Genomic DNA, 21,866 nt, shown 5'->3' on the forward strand with positions numbered 1-21,866 from the left:
CGCTGTCTGTATCCTGTCCAAGTCCAATTTCCTTTCATCATTATAGATTGATATTCAAATAAGTCAAACGCTTTCATACGGAGCGCAATAAAAAGTGCTACTCCTCAAGATGATGAGGAATAGCACTTTTATATGCGTAACTTAATTCAGTTGTAATCACTTCTTGTTAATGGAATGCTCAAACATCTCAGTCTACTTACGTACCGTTACATTTAATTTGTATGATCTGGTTTCCCCTGAGGAATTGCGAAGTACCGCTTCATACTCGTAGATTCCAGGTGCCCTTCCAGAGATTGCGGTAACTGCAGACTGTGCACTAGGCGTATTAGATTGAAGCGATTGTGTGTCGATCAATACACCATTTTCGTAAAGTTCGTATTCGGTTGCATTTGTTCCCCACCACAGATTCATGGTGACATTAAAGTTGCCGTCACCGTCCCAGTTGTCATTCGACAGAACGGCTTGCCCTGGGGAAGCATCTGTGACGATGACTGTCAGCGGTACACTTATGGTCGTACCGAGTGCATTAATCAATTCCCCGGTATAGATATAGGTACCATTTTTCTGTCCAGTAATATCCACTTTAACAGACTGTCCGGATGGGGATTGATCGACCAGAGATATATCCTTGATCAATTCACCATTCTCATACAGTTTGAACTGATTGCCATTATTGCCCCACCACAGATTCATCGTGACCGTGTAGTCGCCATCTTTGAGCCCTGTGTCATAACCGTTATTGTCAGATAGCACTGGAGTCCCAGGGGCCCCATTCGCTAGCGGAGTTGCTTTGTTAAGCCATTCTTCCCACTTAAGCAGCACATTTGTCTGCTCATCCGTGAATACAGTTCCTCTAGCAGCCTGAACATCATTACCGTAGGATGTGAGCAGTTGACGTGCCTTCGCTCCTTCAAGATTGTTCGCTGCCAGTTGTGCCTGCTGTAACGTGTTCGCAAGCTGATCAGCTAGAACACCAGCATTAGGATCGATCGATTCATCCGCGAATGCATGGGTCAGATGGATCAGGCTGTCGAATGTAGCAATAACCCCAAAACTATATTCTACCGTCTGTTCCCAGCCAGCCAAGTCGGAAACGGTTGCCGTAACCTTGTTCAGGCCGGGCTCCAGTGTATATGCCGGAGTGTCCAGGAGCACACCCTCTGGTGCTTCCACACCGGATACCGAATCGGAGGCTATATAGCCAATTTCCACGTGCTGATCAATGGTATATTCGGTTTGACCATGAATTTCAATGGTTGGAGGTACGAGATCAATGGATATGGACAACGACTGTTCGCTCTCTTTGTTACCGTCAACATCGACACTCCAGTAGGTGATGGTATGTGTACCTTCTTCAGTTAGGGTCAACTGTGTGCCACTCACCGTATCGCCACCATTGATTTGAAAATAGGTCCCTTCAATTTCGGAATCTTCATCGCTTGCTGTGAAGGTTACTTGTACTGGAGAAGTATACCAGTCGTTCTGCGATTCTCCTTCCACAGTTGCCGTAGTGTGCGGGGCTTCCTGCTCTGGAGATTCCCCTTCCAACGTAACCAAATCAGATAGCGGAATATTCAATTCCTTCACAAGGCGTGCCACGAGTTCAGACACCTTGATTGCACCATTCATCTGCAAATGTGTATTGTCTTCCGTTGTGCCTACCCACATGAATATTGATTTGGTTCCTTCTGTGCCAAGCTCCTGGAAATGCTCCCAACTGGCTTGGTTCAGATCGATGATGAGCGTTTCCGTTTCCTGCGCCGTTTCTTTCATCGCCTGTACGTATTCCGGGAAGCTCTTGTTCAGCACCTCTCCGGTAAAGTCACGGCGGTTCACTGGCGTGACCAGAACTGGAATCGCACCTCTCTGCAGAGCACCGTCAATGTATTCTTTCAAATATACCTTAAACTGCTCGGGCGTAAGATAACGCTCCGGACGGGACGGCGTGGAATCGTTATGAGACCACTGCATGAACAGATAATCGCCTTCATGAATGTCGAGTAAAATATCGTTGAGATATCCGCCCACCAGGAAGGTCTTGCTGCTCAAACCTCCAACTGCCCGGTTATCAATACTGACTTCATTTGGATCAAAATATCCACCCAAAGTTTCGCCCCAGCCTGCTTGCGGACGATAGTTCTCCGCGTAATTGGCCACAGTGGAATCACTGGCCAAATAAATAACCGGTTTATCGCTTGCGCTGTGATCTGGCAGGCGCTCAAGCTTCAGCGCATTGATCTTTGGTGCATTTCCGGTAAAGTTGAAGTTAAATACCCCATCGATCAGGGCAATGTCATACGTGATTTCTTTGAATTCGCCCTTGGCAATGCTTGTAAGCGGCAGCTTTGTCATCTGTTCTACAACGACATTTGCGCTGGTTGATTCCTCCGCATCCCCGATGGTCATCGTTACTCGGTAATTGGCCGGTTCCATCTCCACCAGGAAGGAAGTCCCGTTTACCCGTGTGAAATCCTCTTTGAGCAAATCCCCGGTTTCCCGGTTCTCATCTTTGGTCAGCGCAGTATCGGCAAAGCCGTACTCGTTGCCTTCAATGTACGCTCTTTTGGCATCTACTTTGATGTATCCGTCGGCTGCGCCGCCAGAACCAAAGTCAAAATTATATTCGTTAATCTCTTCGCCTGATTCACTTGTCAATGAATCCTTCGCAACAGTTAACATGTTAAACGCATGGTCAACTTGAGCCTGGGTGGCTTCCGTATTGAATATGGCTTCGGCTGCTGACAGTGCCCGATTCACCACTGTTTTCGATGCTTCTGTATATTCGGACAGATCCAGTGCTTTGATCTCATCATACAGAGCGATTAAGGCAGTCTGATCTCCGCCCTCCGAAGGAAGCTGAGTGCCTTCAATCCGCACGTTGTCGATCTGAGTAGTCCAGTTCAGCGTGCCTCCACCGCCTTTTCTCGTCCCCAGGAACCGCATGGCTCTGACGTTGTCTGCATATACGCCGGAACTCAGCGAGAGATCTGCAATCGTTTGTGTAACTGTCGGATCCGCCAGATTCGTTAGTGTCAGATCCAATGTTTTCTTGGCAAAATTAACAGTTGCATCCACATTGACCCACTGGTTCTTGGAAATCTCTGTAGCCGTTCCTCCTTCGGGTATGGCCGTATCTCCTGTGCCGTAGTCCGGATTATATGCACCGACATAATAATGAATTTTGGTGCTTCCGGTTTTGGTATATAGTGTGAAAAGGGCATTTTCGTTGGAATCCTGAATCGTGAGATGGCCTTCTGACGGATAGGCACTCACATTACCGGATTGCCAGTCAAAGTTCACGTTTACCTGATCGCCGTTTACGGCATCAAACAGACGGAATACTTTGGCCCGATTGCCTGAACCTGACCCCGCGACGGACAGCACCTTATTTCCGGACTGTTCAACAACGGTTCCCGTCATGGTTCCTCCAATACCTGTGGCATTGACCATCGCATACTGATAACCGGCAGCGTCGCCTTCAAAATCCTCCTCATATAGCTGGATTTCCGGCTCGGGCTCGGGTTCGGAAATATCCGGGTCGATGACCAGCGATGAGATGCTCAGCTCCATGTCTTTGACCGCACCAGCAACGAGTCCGGCAATCTTCTGCGCACCATAACTGCTGAAATGGGTATTATCGTTGATTCCATTCGGGTATTTTGGATATTCACCCGGATTAGCATATAGGAACACTTTTTCCGAAGCTGTATTACCAATTTTGTCGTAGTACGCAATACTCAACTTGCTGAGATCAATCAGCGGCACGTCCTGCTCTTCCGCCACTTCTTTGGCGGCCTGAACGTATGCCGGGAAGCTGACATTGAATTCCTGAGTCACTGTATTGAAATCTCTGCGTCCAACCGGAGTGAGCAATACAGGTGTAGCGCCACGCTGTTTGGCACCGTTTACATAACGAGCTAAGTAAGTCTTATAGTCCTCCGGTGATGCGTAACGGTCCGGTATCCCTGCACTGGCGTCGTTATGACCAAAGGAAATGAAGAAGAAGTCCCCCGGCTTAATTCGTTGCAGGATTGTATCCAGACGACCGTCTACCATAAAGGATTTGCTGCTTCGGCCACCGATCGCATCGTTCACGATCACTGCCCCATTGGAGAAATACCGTCCAAACTGCTGGCCCCATCCTTCTTGAGGAGCCTGCATTTCACTGTAAGATTGCATGGTTGAATCACCAGCCATATAGATCGTCGTTGCCGCACCGGCCACTTTCTCCGGATATTTCTCGATGATGACGTCTTGGATGTCTATGGCTGTTCCCGTAAAGAGAAGATCAAGTTGTCCATCCACTACAGCAATATCATAGGAATACTCCAGCGGTGCTCCTGCTGTCACATTGGTTACGGCGAGCTTTTGGACGAATTCGGATTTGACCCCAACGTTCGAGTCATTCGCATCATTGCCCAATCGTAGCGTCACCTTATAGTTCGCATTGGGCAGATCAACGGCAAATGTCGTGCCTGCCGCGGCCGAAACCTGGTTTGCCCCTACCGTAATACCGTTCGTATCCGTGAACCCGTATCCTGGATCTTGTGCGTAGAGCGTATCCTGTATGTTCGTACTTCCCGACGCAGTCTCTGTACCGAAATTAAAGCGGTAGACCGGCTCCAGCATTTCTGCTTCACGGGTCAGCGTCAGATCGGCTTTAGGGAATGCTGTAGCTTCCGCTCCAAGATAAAAGCCGGTATGAGGCGGCTGGTTGTAGGCTACATTTTGCCACGCTACGCCAAGTCGATACACAGGGTCCTGCATCAGCGTAGGGATGCGGTAGTCTGAAGGAATGGTCGTCGTGTAGAGACGATACTCCGAACTATCTTCGCTCCGCAGCAGAAGCTCCTCACGCCAGTCGCCCAGAATGTCCGCCTGAAGTGCCGGATTACCTTTGGTATGGTTGTTCGTTAACGTACCGGTCGCCCGGAAGATTTCATTCAGCTTTTTGTTCTCGTAATCCCATTTAAAAATAAGCGGGGTTCCTTTGGCTGTACTGTTGTCCCATTCATGATCCAACAGCTCCCGCTGAAGATCTCCATCCCACCAGATGGCGAAATTGGCGGTTTTGGGCCCTTCGTCCACAGTGTAGATAGCCTCTCCGGCTGCTGAATAGGTATTGGTTACAGGTACACTTTGCCCGTTGGTAACGGTCGTGGCCCATGATTCGTAACCCGGATAGTTCGGATCAATGTCCGCCGACATCCCGCGACCGGTGTCGAAGCCTGTTTTCTCCCCCCATATAATTTCACCTGTTGCCGCATCGCGCATCTCCAGTCCGTATGCCGCATCCGAATGCTCATGCACGCTTACGACCTGGTAGCCCTCCCGGTTCGGATCGAGCTGGCCGGCGTGAATGGCGTCGCCGTGGCCGAGTCCGGTGCTGTACATCAAGCTGCTGTCATCGTCTATAGCCAAGGCGCCAAACATGATCTCGTCCTTGCCGTCGTTATCGGCATCCAGCACACTTAGATTATGGTTGCCCTGTGATTGATATTGTGATCCTGCTTGGTTCGTGTCGAACGTCCAGCGCTTGACGAGTTCCCCGCCAACATAATCATAAGCAACAAGCACTGTGCGGGTATAATAACCCCGGCTCATCACGACACTTGGCTTCGTACCGTCCAGATAAGCAATCGCGCCAAGGAACCGGTCTACACGGTTGCCGTAGCCGTCACCCCAATCGCTGACGTTGCCTCTTGGTGGATCATAGTCCACGGTGGATACGGCTGCTCCGGTCTCACCATCAAACAACGTGAGATATTCCGGCCCTGACAGTATGTATCCACCTTCGTTGCGATAATCCTTCGTGCCGTCACCAATGATCGTGCCTTGGCCGTCCTTCGTGCCGTCTGCTGTCTTGACAACAACTTCGGCCTTTCCGTTGCCATCCAGGTCATACACCATTAACTGCGTATAATGCGCTCCGGCGCGAATGTTTACGCCCAGATCGATCCTCCACAGTTTCGTGCCGTCCAGTTTGATGGCATCAATATACACATTGCCGGTATAACCGGCCTGCGAATTGTCCTTGGAATTGCTTGGACTCCACAGGAAGACAATTTCATATTCGCCATCCCCGTCCAAGTCAGCTACGGAAGCATCACCAGCATAATAGGAGTATGTTCCGCCGTCCTTGGTTCGGCCATCAGCCGGTTTATCGAGCGGGATAGGCAGATAATCGTTATGCCAGACCGATACAACCTCCGGCTGCATCTGCTCCTTCCCTGCAATAACGGTGGAAATCTGATATTGCGAGCTGTCGAAACCAGTGGTGTCCACATAGTTCGTCACATCGCTTATGGGCGATGCGTTCACTTTGGTTCCGTTTTTATATATATTAAAAGCGATATTATCAGGGTCATTGTTTAAATACCTCCAGCTTAAAAAAACGCCGTTGTCTACAAGAACCGCAACCAAACCCCGGTTAAGATACTCAGCTTGGCGACCCGGCTGGCTGCTTGATGACTCTGCACGTATCGGCGCCGGAGGGACAGCCAGTGAAATAACCATAAGGAGTGCTAAAAAAGATACAAACATCGATTTCTGGATGGAAACAGTTCTTCGGATCATTCGATTAACTCCTCCTTATCTAAAAATTCATTTTTAGAATCATCAATTCGATCCTGCCCAGCTTGTTGTCATATGAACACAATTTACAGCCACCTCCTCTTTATGTTACCGCTTACATTTATCTTACAGGTCTAAAAAAAGACAGACAATCTAAAAAATGTGACGTATTATATAATATAATTGACTTTTTTAGGAAGGAGATGAAAGATGGTTCATACGGTTTCTTATGCTTTTCGTAATGACGATACATCAATCATGACACTGGACTCTATTGGATGGCAGATCGTTTCTAGCGAGGAATATCGTTGTCCCAGTGATAATAGACCGGACCCGGGGCACGTCGTTTTTCAATACACACTTAATGGTCAGGGTTATCTAGATATTGAAAATCAAACGATTCCTTTACCAAAGGGGCATGCCCTACTTGTCAAAATCTCTGGAGAACATTGCTATTACTATAAACAAGAGAACAACGAGCCATGGGAATTTATATGGATCAACATTCGCGGGGATGAAGCCAACCGAATTTGGGATATGATCCATGATAATGAGGGGCATGTCATTCTGCGAAACGCGGACTCTCCCTTGATTCAAGAGTTATGGCAAATTATCCATTTGATTCATCAAGAGAAAGTTACGGACAAGTATCGCTTGTCCATGCAAGTCTATCGGTGGTTGCTTATCCTGGTACAGACGAGTCGGGATGCGGAGAAAGATATCGGTGCCCTATCCATAACAACGATCGAGAAATGTAAAAAGTTCATCCGAGAGAATTATGCATCTCCATTGACGTTGGATCTGCTCGCCAGCCATTGCGATATCAATAAACACTACTTGTGCAGATTATTTCAGAAATCAGAGAAAACATCACCGCTAGCCTATCTCAAAGACAGACGGATTGAAGTTGCAATCCGACTACTCCGCACGACGGAACTTCCGATTTCCCAAATTGGTCAACAATGCGGTTTTGAGAGTCCCAGCTATTTCGGCAAAGTTTTTCGGCAATATATGTCCATGTCGCCCAAAGAATATCGCATGAATAAGTTAGAGTTTCCTTATGAGGCCATCTATTATGAATAGCCAAACTCGCTATTTGCTAGTTCCTTGGCTCAGGAACTGCTTTTGTGCTGTAAAATAAAAAAAGCCGCTATAATAGCGACTTTCAATGGGACTATGTTCTTCTACTTCGACAACTGCTACACTTATTGAGCGGTATATCCTCCGTCTACGATCAGACTATTTCCTGTCATATATGAAGAATCGTCACTAGCTAGGAACAGAACGGCTTTTGCCATCTCTTCTGCTTGACCAAGACGTTTCATTGGTGTTGCCGCAGAAAGCGCTTGCTTGCTCTCTTCTGGAATAATTGGTGTATCGATGAAGCCTGGGCAAAGGGAGTTTACCCGAATATTATGCTCAGCATATTCCAACGCCAGCGAACGAGTCAGATTCACGACGCCGCCTTTAGCTGCATTGTAGGCTGCAGAACCAGGTGAACCAACCCATCCGTACATGGAAGCCGTGTTGACGATTGTACCTCCGCCAATTTTGAGCATTTCGCGAATCGATTCACGTGCAACCAAGAATACGCCGTCCAGATCAACATTGACTGTATTGCGCCATTCGGCATAATCAAGCTCATGCGTCGGATGAACACGTCCGATTCCTGCATTGTTGAATACGATATCCACTTGACCGAATGCTTCTACGGTTTGTTTAAAAATCTCAGTAACCTCTTCTTCACTCGTTATGTTTGCTTTAATAAAGAGAACCTCTGCTTTAAGCGCTTTCAGTTCCTGCTCAAACGCCTTGCCTTTTTCTTCATTCAGATCCACCAAGACCACTTTAGCTCCTTCGGAAACGAATAAGCGAGCTGTCGCTGCACCAATCCCGGATGCTCCTCCTGTGATGACTGCAACTTTATCTTGAAGTTTGCCCATGAATAAATCCCCCAGTATAATATTTTGAATAGCGCCTATATAAATAGTGCTATATGATGTTTACAAAACTAATTCTATGCTTAAAATTGTAACAATCCAATCATTAAGATGTGACCAAGTGTCTACCTCGTAGACACTTTATAAAACTATGTCTATATTTATAGGAGTTTTTTTGAATGAATAATGAACTTACTGTGACATCTCAACATCGTAACCGAACCAAAGAGCACCTAAAAACTGCTCTGATTCAGCTTATTAAGAAAAAAGGCTTCCATGGTGTGTCTGTCAAAGACATCGTTGATCAGGCCGGTTATAATCGAAGCACGTTTTATTTACACTACCAGGATAAATATATTCTCGCCGAAGAGTTGTTGAGTATGACACTCGAAGGATTGAGGGGCGCAGTAGGCAAACCCTATTGGCACGGTCAAAAGGTTTCAACAAACAAGCTGGATGCTGATTCTTTTCAAATCGTGGATTATATCTACGAGCACCGTGACTTCTTCGAGTTGATTCAATACGATGATACGTTACCCGGTCTACATACAGGCTTTCCACAAACCATACTCAAAATCTATCAGGAGCAATTTGTCTTCGAGACAATCAACAACTCCCCAGTTAACATGGACTATTTTAAGTACTATACCGCATACGGCTTTTTTGGACTGTTGAACAATTGGATATTAAGCGGATATCGTGAGTCACGCGAGTCATTTATCAAAAACGTGATCGAACTCACAAAAACACATATTCACTCTTTTCATTATGTGGGTAACAAGTTTGATTCATAACCTCGAGTAATAGTAGCGCCAGTTACATATGAATGAGACTATTAGGCATATGAGATCAACTCTGACGGATATCAATGAACATTAAAAAAGCTGACCCCTGAGTATAGAAGTCAGCTTCAAAGCATTTAGCTACCAGAGTTTTCTTGATACACAAAGTAATCAAAATCCGCATGTTTCCAGGTCCCGGCAAGATCCTGCACACAAAGACCGATATAGGTTCCCGTGAACCGTATATATTCTGGAGATTCATCTGACAGATGTGTGATATCAATCCACCCGCCTGCGGGATACCAGGCTGGATCATCTTGGATTGAATAATAAAAGCAAGCACGATCGTGATCGATCTCAACCTTTAACCTAATTTTATTTACTGATTGTAACGGGATATCCTCCTGCAGCAGTTCGTCGTATATCCCATACCTGGATTGCAATATCCCCAAGCAAGGTCCCTTCTCTTCATGATAAGTTACTCTTATATAGAGATAGTCTTGGGTGTCATAATACAGAATCAATCCTGCCATTTGTTGTGAGTGGTCCGGCGCAAAATCCAGACAAGTCTCGGCTTCACATTTAAAAGCCTGTAGTCTCCGACCAACCATGCTTTGCCTGTGTGTTGAACTCATCGACTCCATTCCGCGCAAGCGCAAGTAACCGGGACGTTCCGTTAGGCTGAGCCAAGTTGGATCGGGTGGTATACGAAGTGTATTCCAATCATTTCGAAGCTCAAATTGATCAAAGTGGTCCATTTCCGCTATCGGTTCAAATGGATGTGACGGGATCTTCGGTGCAGACACCTGAACCTCTGGATATCGGTCACCGCTGGCAAGCTTCAGCCAGCCTTCCTCGCTCCAAATACACGGTTGAAGAGCAGTTTCGCGTCCAAGTATGCAATATTTTTGATTAATGGGCCTTCCGACCAGATGAGCCATATACCACTCGCCAGTGTGCGTTTCGACGAGACTGCCGTGACCCGCTTTTTGCAGAGCTAAATCCGTCCTGCCATATGAAGTAAGGATCGGATTGGCTGGATCGACCTCATAAGGACCTTGTAACGTACGGGAACGTGCTGCCGTAACTGCGTGCTCATAACCGGTTCCCCCTTCTGCCGTTATTAAATAATAATAGTCCTTGTGTTTATACAGATGCGGCGCTTCCGTCAGTCCTAATTCTGTTCCCTTAAATATGTTAACGGTAGGTCCGATCAGCTTATGTTCCTGGATGGAATATTCCTGGAGAACAATGCCCGAAAACCGATTTTTGCCCTTACGATGATCCCATATCATATTGACCAGCCACTTGCGCCCGTCTTCATCATGAAATAAGGAAGGATCAAAGCCGCTGCTGTTCAGATGCACCGGATCGGACCAAGGGCCCTCGATATCCGTTGCTGTGACAAGGTAATTGTGGGTATCTTTAAAAGCGCCTACCCGGCTTTTGACATCGGTGTAGATCAGGTAAAACACACCGTTGTCGTAACTAAGACAGGGTGCCCATACGCCTCCGGAATTAATGTTGCCCTCCATGTTCAACTGCGTTACACCAGTCAGCGGAGAAGCGATTGGCCGCCAATGAACCAGATCCCGGGAATGGTGAATCCGTACACCAGGGAACCATTCAAAGGTGGAAGTGGCGATATAATAATCCTCCCCCGCTCGGCATATGGACGGATCGGGATGGAAACCGGGAAGGATGGGATTGGTGATCATTTTCTTGATCTTATTCATGGAAGAAACCTCCGGTATGAAAGTAATGATCTGTACAACAACAGATACACGAAAGGTAGATATCAGTACCAGCCCAGCGCTTTTTTGCCGGCTTCCAGGGCAGTTATGATCCGCTCTACATCATATACATTCCCTCTCCAAGTCCCACCGCTGACGGATTGCAGCGCAGCCCACAGCTTGGTATCATCCGGTAGCGCTTCGTCAGGTCGCATGTCCGGATGGAAGGGTCTTTGTGCCAGGATGAGAGCACCTTCTTCCGGTGAAACTACCATCTCCCCTTCTCCGACGAAGTTTATGCTACCATCCAGCGTGCCCCGATCCACGACGATGTCAATCCAATCTCCGTTCCGAAGCTTGCCGATCGGCCCGCCTGCTAGTGCTTCGGGGCCAACATGGCCAATACACGCTCCGGTGGAAACACCAGAGAAGCGGGCATCCGTAATGAGGGACACATATTTGCCAAAAGGCAAATGCTTGAGTGCAGACGTAAGCTGATACGTTTCTTCCATCCCGGTTCCTGAGGGTCCACGCCCGAGCAGGACTACAACGTCACCGGCCAGCACAGCGCCTGTTTTAATCGCACGGATCGCCTCACGTTCGGTTGTAAACACCTTTGCCCTGCCACGATGTCGATACACGCCATGCTCATCCAGCACCGCAGGATCAATGGATGTGGATTTGATTACAGAGCCTTCCGGAGCGATATTCCCGGTTGGAAATGTAACGGTCGAGGAAATCCCGAGACGCTGCGAGTGCTCTACGCTCATGATGACACTGTCCGGATCAATACCGTCCTTCTCTTTCAATTGCTTGCGCATAAGGTGACGGCGTTCCGACGATTCCCACCAATCAAGTACTTGACCTAATGACGTACCGGTCACTGTGGGTACAGACTCATCCAGCAGGCCAAGCTGTCTGAGGTGGAGCATGACCTCTGGGACGCCTCCGGCCTGAAAAACCCGAATGGTCGGGTAGAAGATGGGTCCGTTCGGCAGGGCACTAACCAGTCTCGGAACATTTTTGTTGACCTGTATCCAGTCCTGTACCGTGGGCACGGTTAAGCCGGCTGCATGAGCAATAGCCGGTATGTGAAGAAGCAGATTGGTAGATCCGCCAAATGCGGCATGAACGGTCATGGCATTACGAATGGCTGCATCTGTGACGATATCAGCCATCCTCATCCCCTGAGACTCCATCTTGATCAGTGCGCGTGAGGATTGGCGTGCCATTTCAATCCAGATAGGCTGCCCGGAAGGTGCAAGCGCGGCATGCGGTACCGTCATACCCATCGCCTCTGCAACGACTTGGGCTGTTGCCGCAGTACCCAGAAACTGACAGCCTCCCCCCGGTGTAGCACAAGCCCGGCATCCTAAATCTGATGCCATTTCCAGAGAGAGTTCTCCGCTGACGTACCTTGCGCCGATGGTCTGAATTTTCCCCGCGTCCTCTCCATCGATCGGCGGAAGTGTAACACCACCGGGCACGATCACACCCGGCAGCTGCGGCATGCCTGCGAGTGCAAGCATCATCGCAGGCAGACCTTTGTCACACGTTGCAACACCAATCACGCCTTTACGCGTTGGCAGCGAGCGAATCAGTCTGCGAAACACCATAGCGGCATCATTCCGGTACGGGAGAGAGTCGAACATGCCAGTCGTTCCCTGTGATCTGCCGTCACACGGGTCACTCACATATCCGGCAAACGGGATCCCTCCGCGGCTGGATAGTTCTTCTGCGGCAGCTTTCATCAACAGACCGACTTCCCAGTGGCCCGTGTGGTAACCGAGAGCTGCCGGACTGCCATCCTCATTGCGGATACCGCCCTGTGTACTTAAGATCAGATACTGTTTACCATTCAAATCCCCTGGCTTCCAGCCCATTCCGACATTCTGGGACATGCCGAACAAGTCGCCACTTGGAGCATTCCGCAACAATTCATCGGTTAAGGGCAGACTCCCTGCTGCCCCTGGAGCCTGTGCTATGATATCGAAGCAGTTGGACTCTTGCTCACCCATAATCGACATAATCTGTTCGTACATGATAGCCTCCTACGTTTATGACTTCACGAAGACCGTTTTGATGTCCGTGAAAAAATCGATGGCCGCTTGCCCCTGTTCCCTGGAATGCGAGCTTGACATCTTCATTCCACCGAACGGAGCCTGCAACTCTACCCCGGCGGTTTCAGCATTGATTCTGACCAATCCGGCATCCATATCCCGGATGAAAGACAGCATAGCTCCGACATTTTGTGTATAGATGGAAGCACTCAAGCCATAATCGCTATCATTAGCCGCCTCTATAGCTTCTTCCAGAGAATCCACCGGAATCAAAGCAAGAACTGGGCCGAAGATTTCTTCTCTGGCTATGGACATATTGGATTCGACACCTTCAAATACGGTCGGTTGGACATAAAATCCCTCTTCAAGTCCTGGACCATCTGCTCTTTTTCCGCCAGCCAGCAGAACGGCACCTTCATCCTGTCCTTTTTGAATATAGCTGAGTACGGTCTTGAGCTGTCCTTCGCTCGCACAGGGACCCATCCAGCTTCCCGGAGACATGCCGTCGCCCAGCCGAATTTCCTGAATTTGCGAAAGGAGCTTTTCTTTAAAGGCCTCATATACTTTACGTTCAATAATAACCCGGCTGGTAGCCGTACATTTTTGGCCCGTAGATTTCAAACCACCGCTGATGGTAGCCTCGACAGCTAAATCCAGATTAGCATCTGCCGCGATGATGATCGGATTTTTTCCGCCCATTTCAAGTTGATACTTGGCCCCTCGTCCCAGTGCTGCGGCGCCGACCCGCTTTCCAACTTCATTGGAACCTGTGAATGTAATCCCGCCCACATCCGGATGCTCAGCAAGTGCAGATCCGATCACCGAGCCTCTGCCACATACCAGGTTGAGAACGCCTGTCGGAATACCCGCCTCTTCAAAACACTCCATTATTTTAGCCGCAGTGACTGCAGTTTCCTGAGCTGGCTTCAATACAACCGTATTGCCGTAAATCAAGGCCGGGGCCGTCTTCCAAATCGGAATCGCTACAGGGAAATTCCACGGAGCAATAACACCCACGACGCCAAGCGGTACACGGGTCGTAAACATCAGCGCTTCGCTGTCCGTCGAAGGAATGACATCCCCAGTTTTTCGCATGCCTTCTCCCGCGTAATACCTTAAGATGGCGACTCCGCGCATCGTCTCTCCTTTGGCTTCAGGAAGTGTTTTGCCCATTTCTCTTGTCATCGCCTCCGCAACCTCGTCTGCCCGACGTTCCAGCACGTTCGCTGCTTGAAATAGATAGTTACCGCGTTCCGCTCCAGTTAACCTCCGCCAATCTTTCGCTGCTGCCTTGGCCGCCGCGACAGCACGGTTCAGATCTTCTACGCCGGAGGAAGGTACATACCCCACTACCTCATTCCGATTCGCCGGATTTATGCTGGGTTCGGTTTCTCCTGACGCAGCCTGCGCCCATTCTCCGTTAATATAATTCCTGTATGTCTGCTCTACCTGAAATACGGTCATAGCATTCATCCTCCTTATATACTAGTTTGATATGACAGGATTGATGAGTGTCCCGATATCGCTAATGGATATTTCTATACGGTCCCCGGGTTCAAGTGTAAAATCATTGGGTGGCACGATGCTTGTTCCCGTCAAAAGTACCGTCCCGTCGAACAAATCGTTGTCCCTTGCCAGGAAGGAGACCAGCTCATCCAGCTTTCGGTTCAATTCACTCGTACTCGCTTCACTCTTAACGATCATTTCTCCATCGCGATAGATCTGACAGACAATACTGAATTCATAAGGATTCTGTACGGTATCCGCGAGTCGAATAGCAGGACCAATGGAGCAAGAATTACGCCATATTTTTGCTTGTGGAAGATACAGCGGGTTTTCCCCCTCGATATCGCGGCAGCTCATATCATTGCCAACGATGTACCCCACAATGCTGCCATCAGCTGCAAGCACCAACCCCAGCTCAGGCTCGGGGATCTGCCAAGTGGAATCGCTGCGAAGTGTGACAGCCTCATTTGGTCCGACGGTCCGGGCTGCTGTGGATTTAAAAAAGATCTCCGGTCTCTCTGCATCATAGACTTTATCGTAAAAAGTCTCCGCATCCAGCTTTCCATCTGTAGCTTCATAATTCCGAGCTTCCCGGCTCCGCTGATAAGTAACACCCGCAGCCCATACCTCCGGAGCTTCCACTGGCGTGATCAGGTGCAGGGAAGTCCAATCGTCGGTCAACTCGTTCGTTTTCTTAAAAGCGCTTTCAACTAATTGAACGGGAGATATTCCCTGCTCCCTAGCTTGATAGATCAACGTCATAAAATCTGCCTGTGGCAAACGATAGACTCTTTCATCATCTGTAATTGCTGCCAGCCACTTCTGTTGTCCGTCCAGAAATCGAATAATTCTCATTCAAGCTTGCCCCCATTCTTCCCCATCGGGTTGATAATTCTACCATATCATTAGCAATGATTCATGACGATGTGCTAATCCGTCCGACGAGTTACCCTTTTCACGCATTGTTTTTCTGTTAAGATGAATCTATCAGTATTTGGAATACAGAACATGATGAGGAGGTTCCTGTGACCAAACTTTCGGAAGCTATGTATTTAGGCCGTCTGCCCGATGTTCGCATGTCTTTTCAATTATTAGGGTTACACGCAAGAAAAGTAGATTCGAACTGGACTTATCCGTCCCATGAGCATTCGATGTATGAAATCCACTGGATGATGGAGGGTCAGATGAACATGGTGGTTAACGGACAAGTGTACAGTCAGTCCGTTGGCGATCTTTTGTTCATCCGCCCTGGAGTAACCCATTCCTGTACCAGTGCCGGACCGCAGGGCTTCACTTACTTTTCCGTTCATTTCAGCATACACGATACCTCCTTTTGCAGAGAACTCAACCGCTGCAAGGACATTTATTATCCGGCTGATTCGGATTTAGCTCAGGGGCTTTCCTCTTCACTGTCTACACTGTATGCCCTTGCTACAGAGCACTTGTCCGTCTCACTGTCTTCTTCCAAACAGATGAAGGTTCATGCCGCCGTATTCGAACTGCTCGGGTCCCTGGTCGGCCAGTTATCTCAGAATGCATCCATTACCTTATCTAGAAAAGAAGCCATCGCTCATCAAATTGCCGAACATATTGAGGATTCAGTAAGATATATCCATCTTCATGGGGAAATACAGGAAAGCGAGCGAACCTGGATCCAGGATATCGCCAAGTCCCTGAACATTAGCCCGTCACAGGTCAATCGGATTTTTCGGCAGGTATACGGAATGGCCCCACGCAAGTTTTTATCCGAAACCCTTTTGAACGAAGCCCAGCGTCTGCTTAAGCAAACAGACCTGAACATTGACCATATTGCGATGATGCTGGGGTATAAGACCAATGCCCATTTTAGCCGTCAGTTTAAGCGGTGGACAGGCACCGCACCGAGCGAATTTCGCAGCCATTCCCAGCAGACTGCGGCAGCCGATCATCCTGATGGTTCATACCGATGAGTATTCTTTGTATAAGCGGTAATAATGTTGCGCTGGTCCATGGCGTCTAGCATATTACCGTCAAGATTTACCACGCCGACGTAGTTGTAAAAGATTTTTGAATTTCGAACAAAAAAGCCGCCAAGTTGGCGGCTATTTCTGCGACTATTTTGTTATTACTTGGCACAGCAATGTTGATGATTTTCCACGCCCTTTAGAGTCGTGCGAAGGTGATGTAATCGACTTGGACAGGCTCCGCCGATTCGATTCGAAGTGCCAGGTTAATCTGTCCCCGGTGATACTGCCCATGTAAGATGACTTGCGAGAGAATGTCCCGGATGGAAGTTCGGAACGGAACCCCGCTCTGGTTTGCATAGTCAATGATCTCATCCAATTTGAATTCCTCGAGCCCGTCCATATAGACGCGATATTGCTCGATGTTTTCTTCGAACATCTCCCGGATCGCCGTCAAGTCTTCTGTTTCTTCCCACAATGAATATTGCGCGCTACCCTTGCCTTGCAATCGGGACAGCCAGACGCGTTCCGCAACCGCAACATGTCGAACCAGCTTCAGAAGCTCCTTGTTCTCTGTCTTGGACTCCTCGAGCGCGTCTAAAATACGTTCGTTTGCCCAGTACAGATGGTCCATCATGCGCTTGATCGTATTCATTTCACTTTCCCCCTTATCGTCTCACTGTCACTACACGACTTGTCATCATGCTCCGATAGACTTTAGAGTTTGAAGCCACAGTTTCCGTCATTTGAACTCGGAATAAGGAATAATAAACTCTGGCATTCCCTCAGCGAAGGAAGTATATTCATATTCCGTGAAATAGATAACGATACCTTCATGGGTTAGGTAATAATCTCGATCAGCTTCGATCGTCTTAAATGGAGTGGACAACTCCAATCCGCGATGATTGATGTGATCTGTGATTTGGCTGTTAATGATAGAGACATAATCGGTGTTACCTGCCGCTTCCTTTAACGCAATCTGATCACCTGTTACGAGATCGAACGTGTAAGGAACCCTCGTCGTAATTCCGTGCGCTCCCCCCATATAAAGATCATAATCCACATATAGGCTCAATTTTCCATTCTCGTTATACATGACTGTAAATCTGCCATCGAGGCTCGGTTGCCGAATTTCAGCCTTTGGATTTTTGATTAGTAATTGATTATTCGTTTTTACGATTGTATCCATTTCCTTCGACCCGGCCGCAATGTGCTTGTCGGTCTCCTGCTTCAAAAAGGCGTTGATCTTATCCTGTACTTTCTCTCTTGCATAGCCTTTAATTACCGGATAGTAGACGAGCAATGATTTGCCATCTCCGTCGGCACCGATCTCTTCCGCTTGAACCTGCAAGTCGTTTTCCTTAATCGATTGAATACCGACCTGCTTTGTACTATTCTGATATGAAATTACATAGCCCATCCGCTCCAGTAGGAAGCGAAGTGGCAAATAAGTTGTATTGTTCTGGAGAATGACTTGAGGTCCAAAGACCGGTTGTCCGTTCAAATGAATAGTATTGTTAGAGAGATTAATTTTAAGCGATCGTCCATTTCCCGACACTTCAACGAGTTGATTAGTCTTATTGAAATTGGTGGTTAACCCCAGGGCTGTATTTAGGTTTCTAAGAGCAATATAGGTCGATCCGTTTTTATTAATCGTACCAATGCTTGATTTCTTTCCTTCAATACTGAACGGTTGTGCGGTAACTTTATATTTGGAAACGGAAGCAGCAGCGGCTACCGGATGGCCTTCGGATATGAAGTATGCCATGGGCGATGCCAGTAATGCTGTCATAATTGCACTTATAATTAACTTATTTTTCTTCTTGTTTCTATACATTTTTTTCTTACATCCTTTCTGGATCCAAGTTCATTACCTTCTAGCTTCTTAAACGCAGTTTTTAACCAAAAGGTTTCAAATCAACATGGGACTTGATTGTCAGTACTGTGATATTCTTAATGTTACGAGAAAGAACAATGAAACTGCAGGAGGTTAGACATCCATGAAATCCAAACGAGCAGTAATCGATCGAAGAAACGCCGAGCGTCGGGTTCGCCGGGAACAGAAAAGCAATCCACCCGGTCCTTTCTTCAAGCTGTTCGACTGGATGTGGAAGAGTATATTTATCTTGTTCCTGTCATCTCTTTCTGTCGTTGCCTTCTGCCATTGGTTTTTGCGCACGGGTTCTGGTCCGGGAGGATCAAATCTCATCGCTTTCACTGCTGAACGAATGGCTACTTTAATGCTTTTTATAATCCTGGCTACTGCCTGCATAGTCGGTATACGAGCTATGATTAAGTCTAAAGATAACTCTTCCAGCAGAGCTTCCAAACATCCGGACGGAAAACGTTTGATCATAATGAAAATTTTTGTTTTTCTGTTCTTTGTAATCGTTATGGTCATTTCAATCATTATCTGCTGGGCGCAGCTGAAAGCTTTATTGAAGATTGGAAAACTATTGTTATTGTCTATAGGTTGATCGGGATGTCCCTTTATTTTAACAGGGTTATCAGCGAATAAACAGTTTCATCAAATTTATATAAATTGGGTTGATCATGAAGCCATTCGGGCTTAAGGAATATCTCTTACCTGTGTCCAACCGCCGTATATGTTCCACGTCCTCCTCATTCAGTTCAAAGTCGAATATTTCGATATTCTCTTTAATCCGTTGAGGGTTCGTTGATTTGGGGATGACCATAATTCCGCGTTGCAGATGCCAGCGCAAAATGACTTGCGCAACCGACTTCTGATGGCGAAGTGCAATTGCGGCCAGCTCCGGATGCTCCAGCAGCGCCTTGTTTCCCTGCCCCAACGGTCCCCAAGCTTCATGTAAGATCCGATGCCGAAGCATATAATCATGTAATTCGTGTTGTGGGAATTCCGGATGGGTTTCGATCTGATTAACCATCGGCGAAATTCGGGAATTCTTCTTGAGATGCTCCAGATGCCGGATCTCGAAATTGGCTACACCTATGACTTTAATTCTACCTTCGTCGTATAATTCTTCCATCGCCTTCCAGGCGTTCACGTAATGAGGACCGGCGAAATGAATCATATACATATCGAGATACGTTACGTTCAGCTTCCGGCAAGTCTGTTCGAACGCCTTTTTCGTCGCATGGTACCCGAGATCTGTCGTCCACGCTTTGGAGGTAATGAAGAATTCCTCCCGGGCAATGCCACTTTTCTGAATGACTCGGCCTAGCGCTGCCTCATTTCCGTAAATTTTGGCTGTGTCGAAATGGCGATAACCAATTCGAATAGCATATTCGACAGTCCTCTCGAAAGCTTCTCCGTCTTTGATTTTATATAGGCCGAACCCAAGTTGAGGAATGTCGACTCCATTTGCCGCTTCGACTGTCCGATTCAATCGCAACGCCCCTCCCTGTTTCCTAATCGTTATTCTGTTGCTTGTTCTTCACATTGCGCAAACACTTTCTCTATTTCGTCCACTAGATTTTTCAACAATTTCAGTTTGCTTCCAGAGTCCAGACTGTAATAGTTGAGAGTCCCTTCTTTACGCACACTTATAATCTGCGATTCTTTTAATATTTTCAGATGATGGGATACGGTCGGTCGGGATAGGTGTGTTTTCATTCTGATCTCGCCTACGCGCATGCCGGTTTTTTGCGGTCCTTGAATTAAGGCGATGAGGATGGCTTGCCGGGTCTCGTCTCCAATCGCGTTTAACACCTTCTGATTGTTCTTGAATTCGATAGCAATCGTAGCCGCGAGTTCCTGATCCAGGTAGATGTCCCCTTCCATATAATCGTTTAATTCTTGCAGTTACAGCCTATCACAATCTTGGATTCGGTTGCATATCGGGAAAGAAAATCGAGAACCAGTTTCTCCCATATGATATACAGCTATGTAAAACGACAAAAAAGGCCGCCAGTCATTACTGGCTAACCTGTTCATACGTCGCTATTAACGGGGCTTTAATTGTTGTTTGCCCTCGTGTTTAAGGTGCTTACATATGCTGTAGACCCCAGTCTTGCAATTGCAACAAAATCGGGGAGAGACTATTTCCTTTATCCGTTAACGAGTATTCAACACGAGGTGGCATCTCAGCATAAGCAACGCGGTGTACTAACCCGCCTTCCTCAAGCTCACGCAATTGACGTGTTAGTGTACGATGCGTCACTGTGGAGAGCAATTTTTGCAATTCATTGAAGCGCACAGTATTTTTATTCAATAAGTGGTACAAAATCAGAATTTTCCACTTCCCGCCGATCGCATTAACTGCATATTCGACCGGACAAGGACTACAATTTTCCAGTGGTTCGAGCTTCATAAGTTTGCCTCCAAAAGTATCACGGGAGATACCTGGTATCTCGAATGTGCGTACTTACATAAAGTTTGTGAGTTAGTTAATATAAATATAACATTTAGTTCAATACTGAACAAATGAAATTAACTATAAGGAGTTTTGTACATATGGAAACGATATTAGTATATGGAGCGTCAGGAGTACAAGGCGGAGCGGTAGCAAGATTGTTAACTTCCAAAGGAGTAGCGGTTCGCACCATTACACGTCATGAGAAAAACGTAACGGCCTTGAAAGAACAAGGTATAGAGGCATTTGTTGGTGATCTGTCTGTACTAGAAACGCTCAATGATGTTAACAGCGGTGTCGATAAGGTCTTCTTGAACATGCCAATCGAGTATGACACAGTATTATTGAAGCAACAGATTACGAATGCTGTGGAAGCTGCCCGACAAGCGAACGTGAAATTGATCGTTGTGAACTCGAACGGCTTTTTACCAGAACAGCCAACCGACACTCAAACATTGGATGTTAAACGCGAAATGATCGAGTATGTACGACATAGCGGTGTTCCAAATATACTGGTGAAACCCACACTCTATATGGAAAACTTCTTGATTCCGGGTCTCATCCATAATGGGATGCTTTTCTACCCAGTGCCAGCGGATAAACCGATCCCATGGATCAGCTCCGAGGATGCAGCACAATATCATGTTTATGCGTTAAACCATCCTGAGCTGGCAGGACAAGTGATACTGGCTCCGGGGCCTGAAGCACTCACCGGTGTAGAGCTGGGTGAACGTTTTACACAAGCATTGGGACAAAATGTGAATTTTCATACCCTGAACTATGATGATTTTGAAGCAGCGCTTACGCCAGTAATGGGAGCAAATCAAGCAGCTGGAATTGCGGGCTTCTATCGTTGGATCGGAGCCAATATTGATTCCTTGAACTATTATGATGTGAATGATCGTGTCATTGTTCCAGATCTCCAATTGACTTCGCTGAAAGATTGGTTGCAACAACCGCATATAAAAACAATGTTTGGTTCTTAAGCAACATCA

General features: G+C 47.3%; 16 protein-coding genes. 5 read left to right on the forward strand and 11 right to left on the reverse strand.

What is annotated here, in order from left to right; all coding sequences use genetic code 11:
- Window positions 1–192 precede the first annotated feature (192 nt).
- Entirely contained in the window at window positions 193–6,576 is a 6,384-nt protein-coding gene (locus tag FS628_RS23925) for a rhamnogalacturonan lyase family protein (protein ID WP_145325473.1), read from the reverse strand.
- Between the two features lie 207 nt (window positions 6,577–6,783).
- Between FS628_RS23925 and FS628_RS23930 the strand changes: the two genes are divergently transcribed.
- On the forward strand, window positions 6,784–7,656 hold the full coding sequence (locus FS628_RS23930; protein WP_145325474.1) for a helix-turn-helix transcriptional regulator: 873 nt from the start codon (window positions 6,784–6,786) through the stop codon (window positions 7,654–7,656).
- A gap of 122 nt (window positions 7,657–7,778) precedes the next feature.
- Here FS628_RS23930 and FS628_RS23935 read toward each other — a convergent pair whose 3' ends face one another.
- Window positions 7,779–8,516, reverse strand: coding sequence for an SDR family NAD(P)-dependent oxidoreductase (locus FS628_RS23935; protein ID WP_145325475.1), 738 nt, complete (start codon window positions 8,514–8,516; stop codon window positions 7,779–7,781).
- Between the two features lie 176 nt (window positions 8,517–8,692).
- Here FS628_RS23935 and FS628_RS23940 point away from each other — a divergent pair, with 176 nt between their 5' ends.
- The gene (locus FS628_RS23940) at window positions 8,693–9,307 is read left to right on the forward strand and encodes a TetR/AcrR family transcriptional regulator (RefSeq protein ID WP_145325476.1); all 615 of its coding nucleotides are present in this window, start codon (window positions 8,693–8,695) and stop codon (window positions 9,305–9,307) included.
- A gap of 125 nt (window positions 9,308–9,432) precedes the next feature.
- On the opposite strand, the gene FS628_RS23945 is transcribed toward FS628_RS23940, so the two are convergent.
- The 4 genes from FS628_RS23945 to FS628_RS23960 form a co-directional block, all read right to left on the reverse strand.
- Window positions 9,433–11,031: a glycoside hydrolase family 43 protein gene (locus FS628_RS23945; protein ID WP_145325477.1), complete on the reverse strand. Its 1,599-nt coding sequence runs from the start codon at window positions 11,029–11,031 to the stop codon at window positions 9,433–9,435.
- A gap of 62 nt (window positions 11,032–11,093) precedes the next feature.
- Complete coding sequence (locus FS628_RS23950) at window positions 11,094–13,070, reverse strand: YjhG/YagF family D-xylonate dehydratase (RefSeq protein WP_145325478.1); 1,977 nt, start codon at window positions 13,068–13,070, stop codon at window positions 11,094–11,096.
- Between the two features lie 15 nt (window positions 13,071–13,085).
- A complete protein-coding gene (gene gucD / locus FS628_RS23955; protein ID WP_145325479.1) occupies window positions 13,086–14,552 on the reverse strand; it encodes an alpha-ketoglutaric semialdehyde dehydrogenase GucD in 1,467 nt (488 codons plus the stop codon).
- Between the two features lie 21 nt (window positions 14,553–14,573).
- Window positions 14,574–15,449, reverse strand: coding sequence for a fumarylacetoacetate hydrolase family protein (locus FS628_RS23960; protein WP_145325480.1), 876 nt, complete (start codon window positions 15,447–15,449; stop codon window positions 14,574–14,576).
- A gap of 170 nt (window positions 15,450–15,619) precedes the next feature.
- On the opposite strand from FS628_RS23960, the gene FS628_RS23965 reads away from it, so the two are divergent.
- On the forward strand, window positions 15,620–16,543 hold the full coding sequence (locus FS628_RS23965) for an AraC family transcriptional regulator (RefSeq protein ID WP_145325481.1): 924 nt from the start codon (window positions 15,620–15,622) through the stop codon (window positions 16,541–16,543).
- A gap of 193 nt (window positions 16,544–16,736) precedes the next feature.
- Here the strand turns inward: FS628_RS23965 and FS628_RS23970 are convergent, their stop codons facing one another.
- On the reverse strand, window positions 16,737–17,192 hold the full coding sequence (locus FS628_RS23970) for a DinB family protein (RefSeq protein ID WP_145325482.1): 456 nt from the start codon (window positions 17,190–17,192) through the stop codon (window positions 16,737–16,739).
- Window positions 17,193–17,279: 87 nt separating this feature from the next.
- The gene (locus FS628_RS23975) at window positions 17,280–18,374 is read right to left on the reverse strand and encodes a stalk domain-containing protein (RefSeq protein WP_145325483.1); all 1,095 of its coding nucleotides are present in this window, start codon (window positions 18,372–18,374) and stop codon (window positions 17,280–17,282) included.
- A gap of 163 nt (window positions 18,375–18,537) precedes the next feature.
- Here FS628_RS23975 and FS628_RS23980 point away from each other — a divergent pair, with 163 nt between their 5' ends.
- Window positions 18,538–19,014: a hypothetical protein gene (locus FS628_RS23980; protein WP_145325484.1), complete on the forward strand. Its 477-nt coding sequence runs from the start codon at window positions 18,538–18,540 to the stop codon at window positions 19,012–19,014.
- Between the two features lie 30 nt (window positions 19,015–19,044).
- Here FS628_RS23980 and FS628_RS23985 read toward each other — a convergent pair whose 3' ends face one another.
- The 3 genes from FS628_RS23985 to FS628_RS23995 form a co-directional block, all read right to left on the reverse strand.
- Entirely contained in the window at window positions 19,045–19,905 is an 861-nt protein-coding gene (locus tag FS628_RS23985; protein WP_145325485.1) for an aldo/keto reductase, read from the reverse strand.
- A 29-nt stretch (window positions 19,906–19,934) separates the two neighbouring features.
- A complete protein-coding gene (locus FS628_RS23990) occupies window positions 19,935–20,300 on the reverse strand; it encodes an ArsR/SmtB family transcription factor (protein ID WP_145325486.1) in 366 nt (121 codons plus the stop codon).
- 205 nt (window positions 20,301–20,505) lie between these two features.
- Window positions 20,506–20,829 (reverse strand): winged helix-turn-helix transcriptional regulator, encoded by a 324-nt coding sequence (locus FS628_RS23995; protein WP_145325487.1) that lies wholly within the window; start codon window positions 20,827–20,829, stop codon window positions 20,506–20,508.
- Window positions 20,830–20,972: 143 nt separating this feature from the next.
- Here FS628_RS23995 and FS628_RS24000 point away from each other — a divergent pair, with 143 nt between their 5' ends.
- On the forward strand, window positions 20,973–21,857 hold the full coding sequence (locus tag FS628_RS24000; RefSeq protein ID WP_145325488.1) for an SDR family oxidoreductase: 885 nt from the start codon (window positions 20,973–20,975) through the stop codon (window positions 21,855–21,857).
- The last annotated feature ends 9 nt before the right edge of the window (window positions 21,858–21,866 follow it).

The sequence above is a fragment of the Paenibacillus xylanexedens genome (assembly GCF_007676705.1).
Classification (GTDB): domain Bacteria; phylum Bacillota; class Bacilli; order Paenibacillales; family Paenibacillaceae; genus Paenibacillus; species Paenibacillus xylanexedens_C.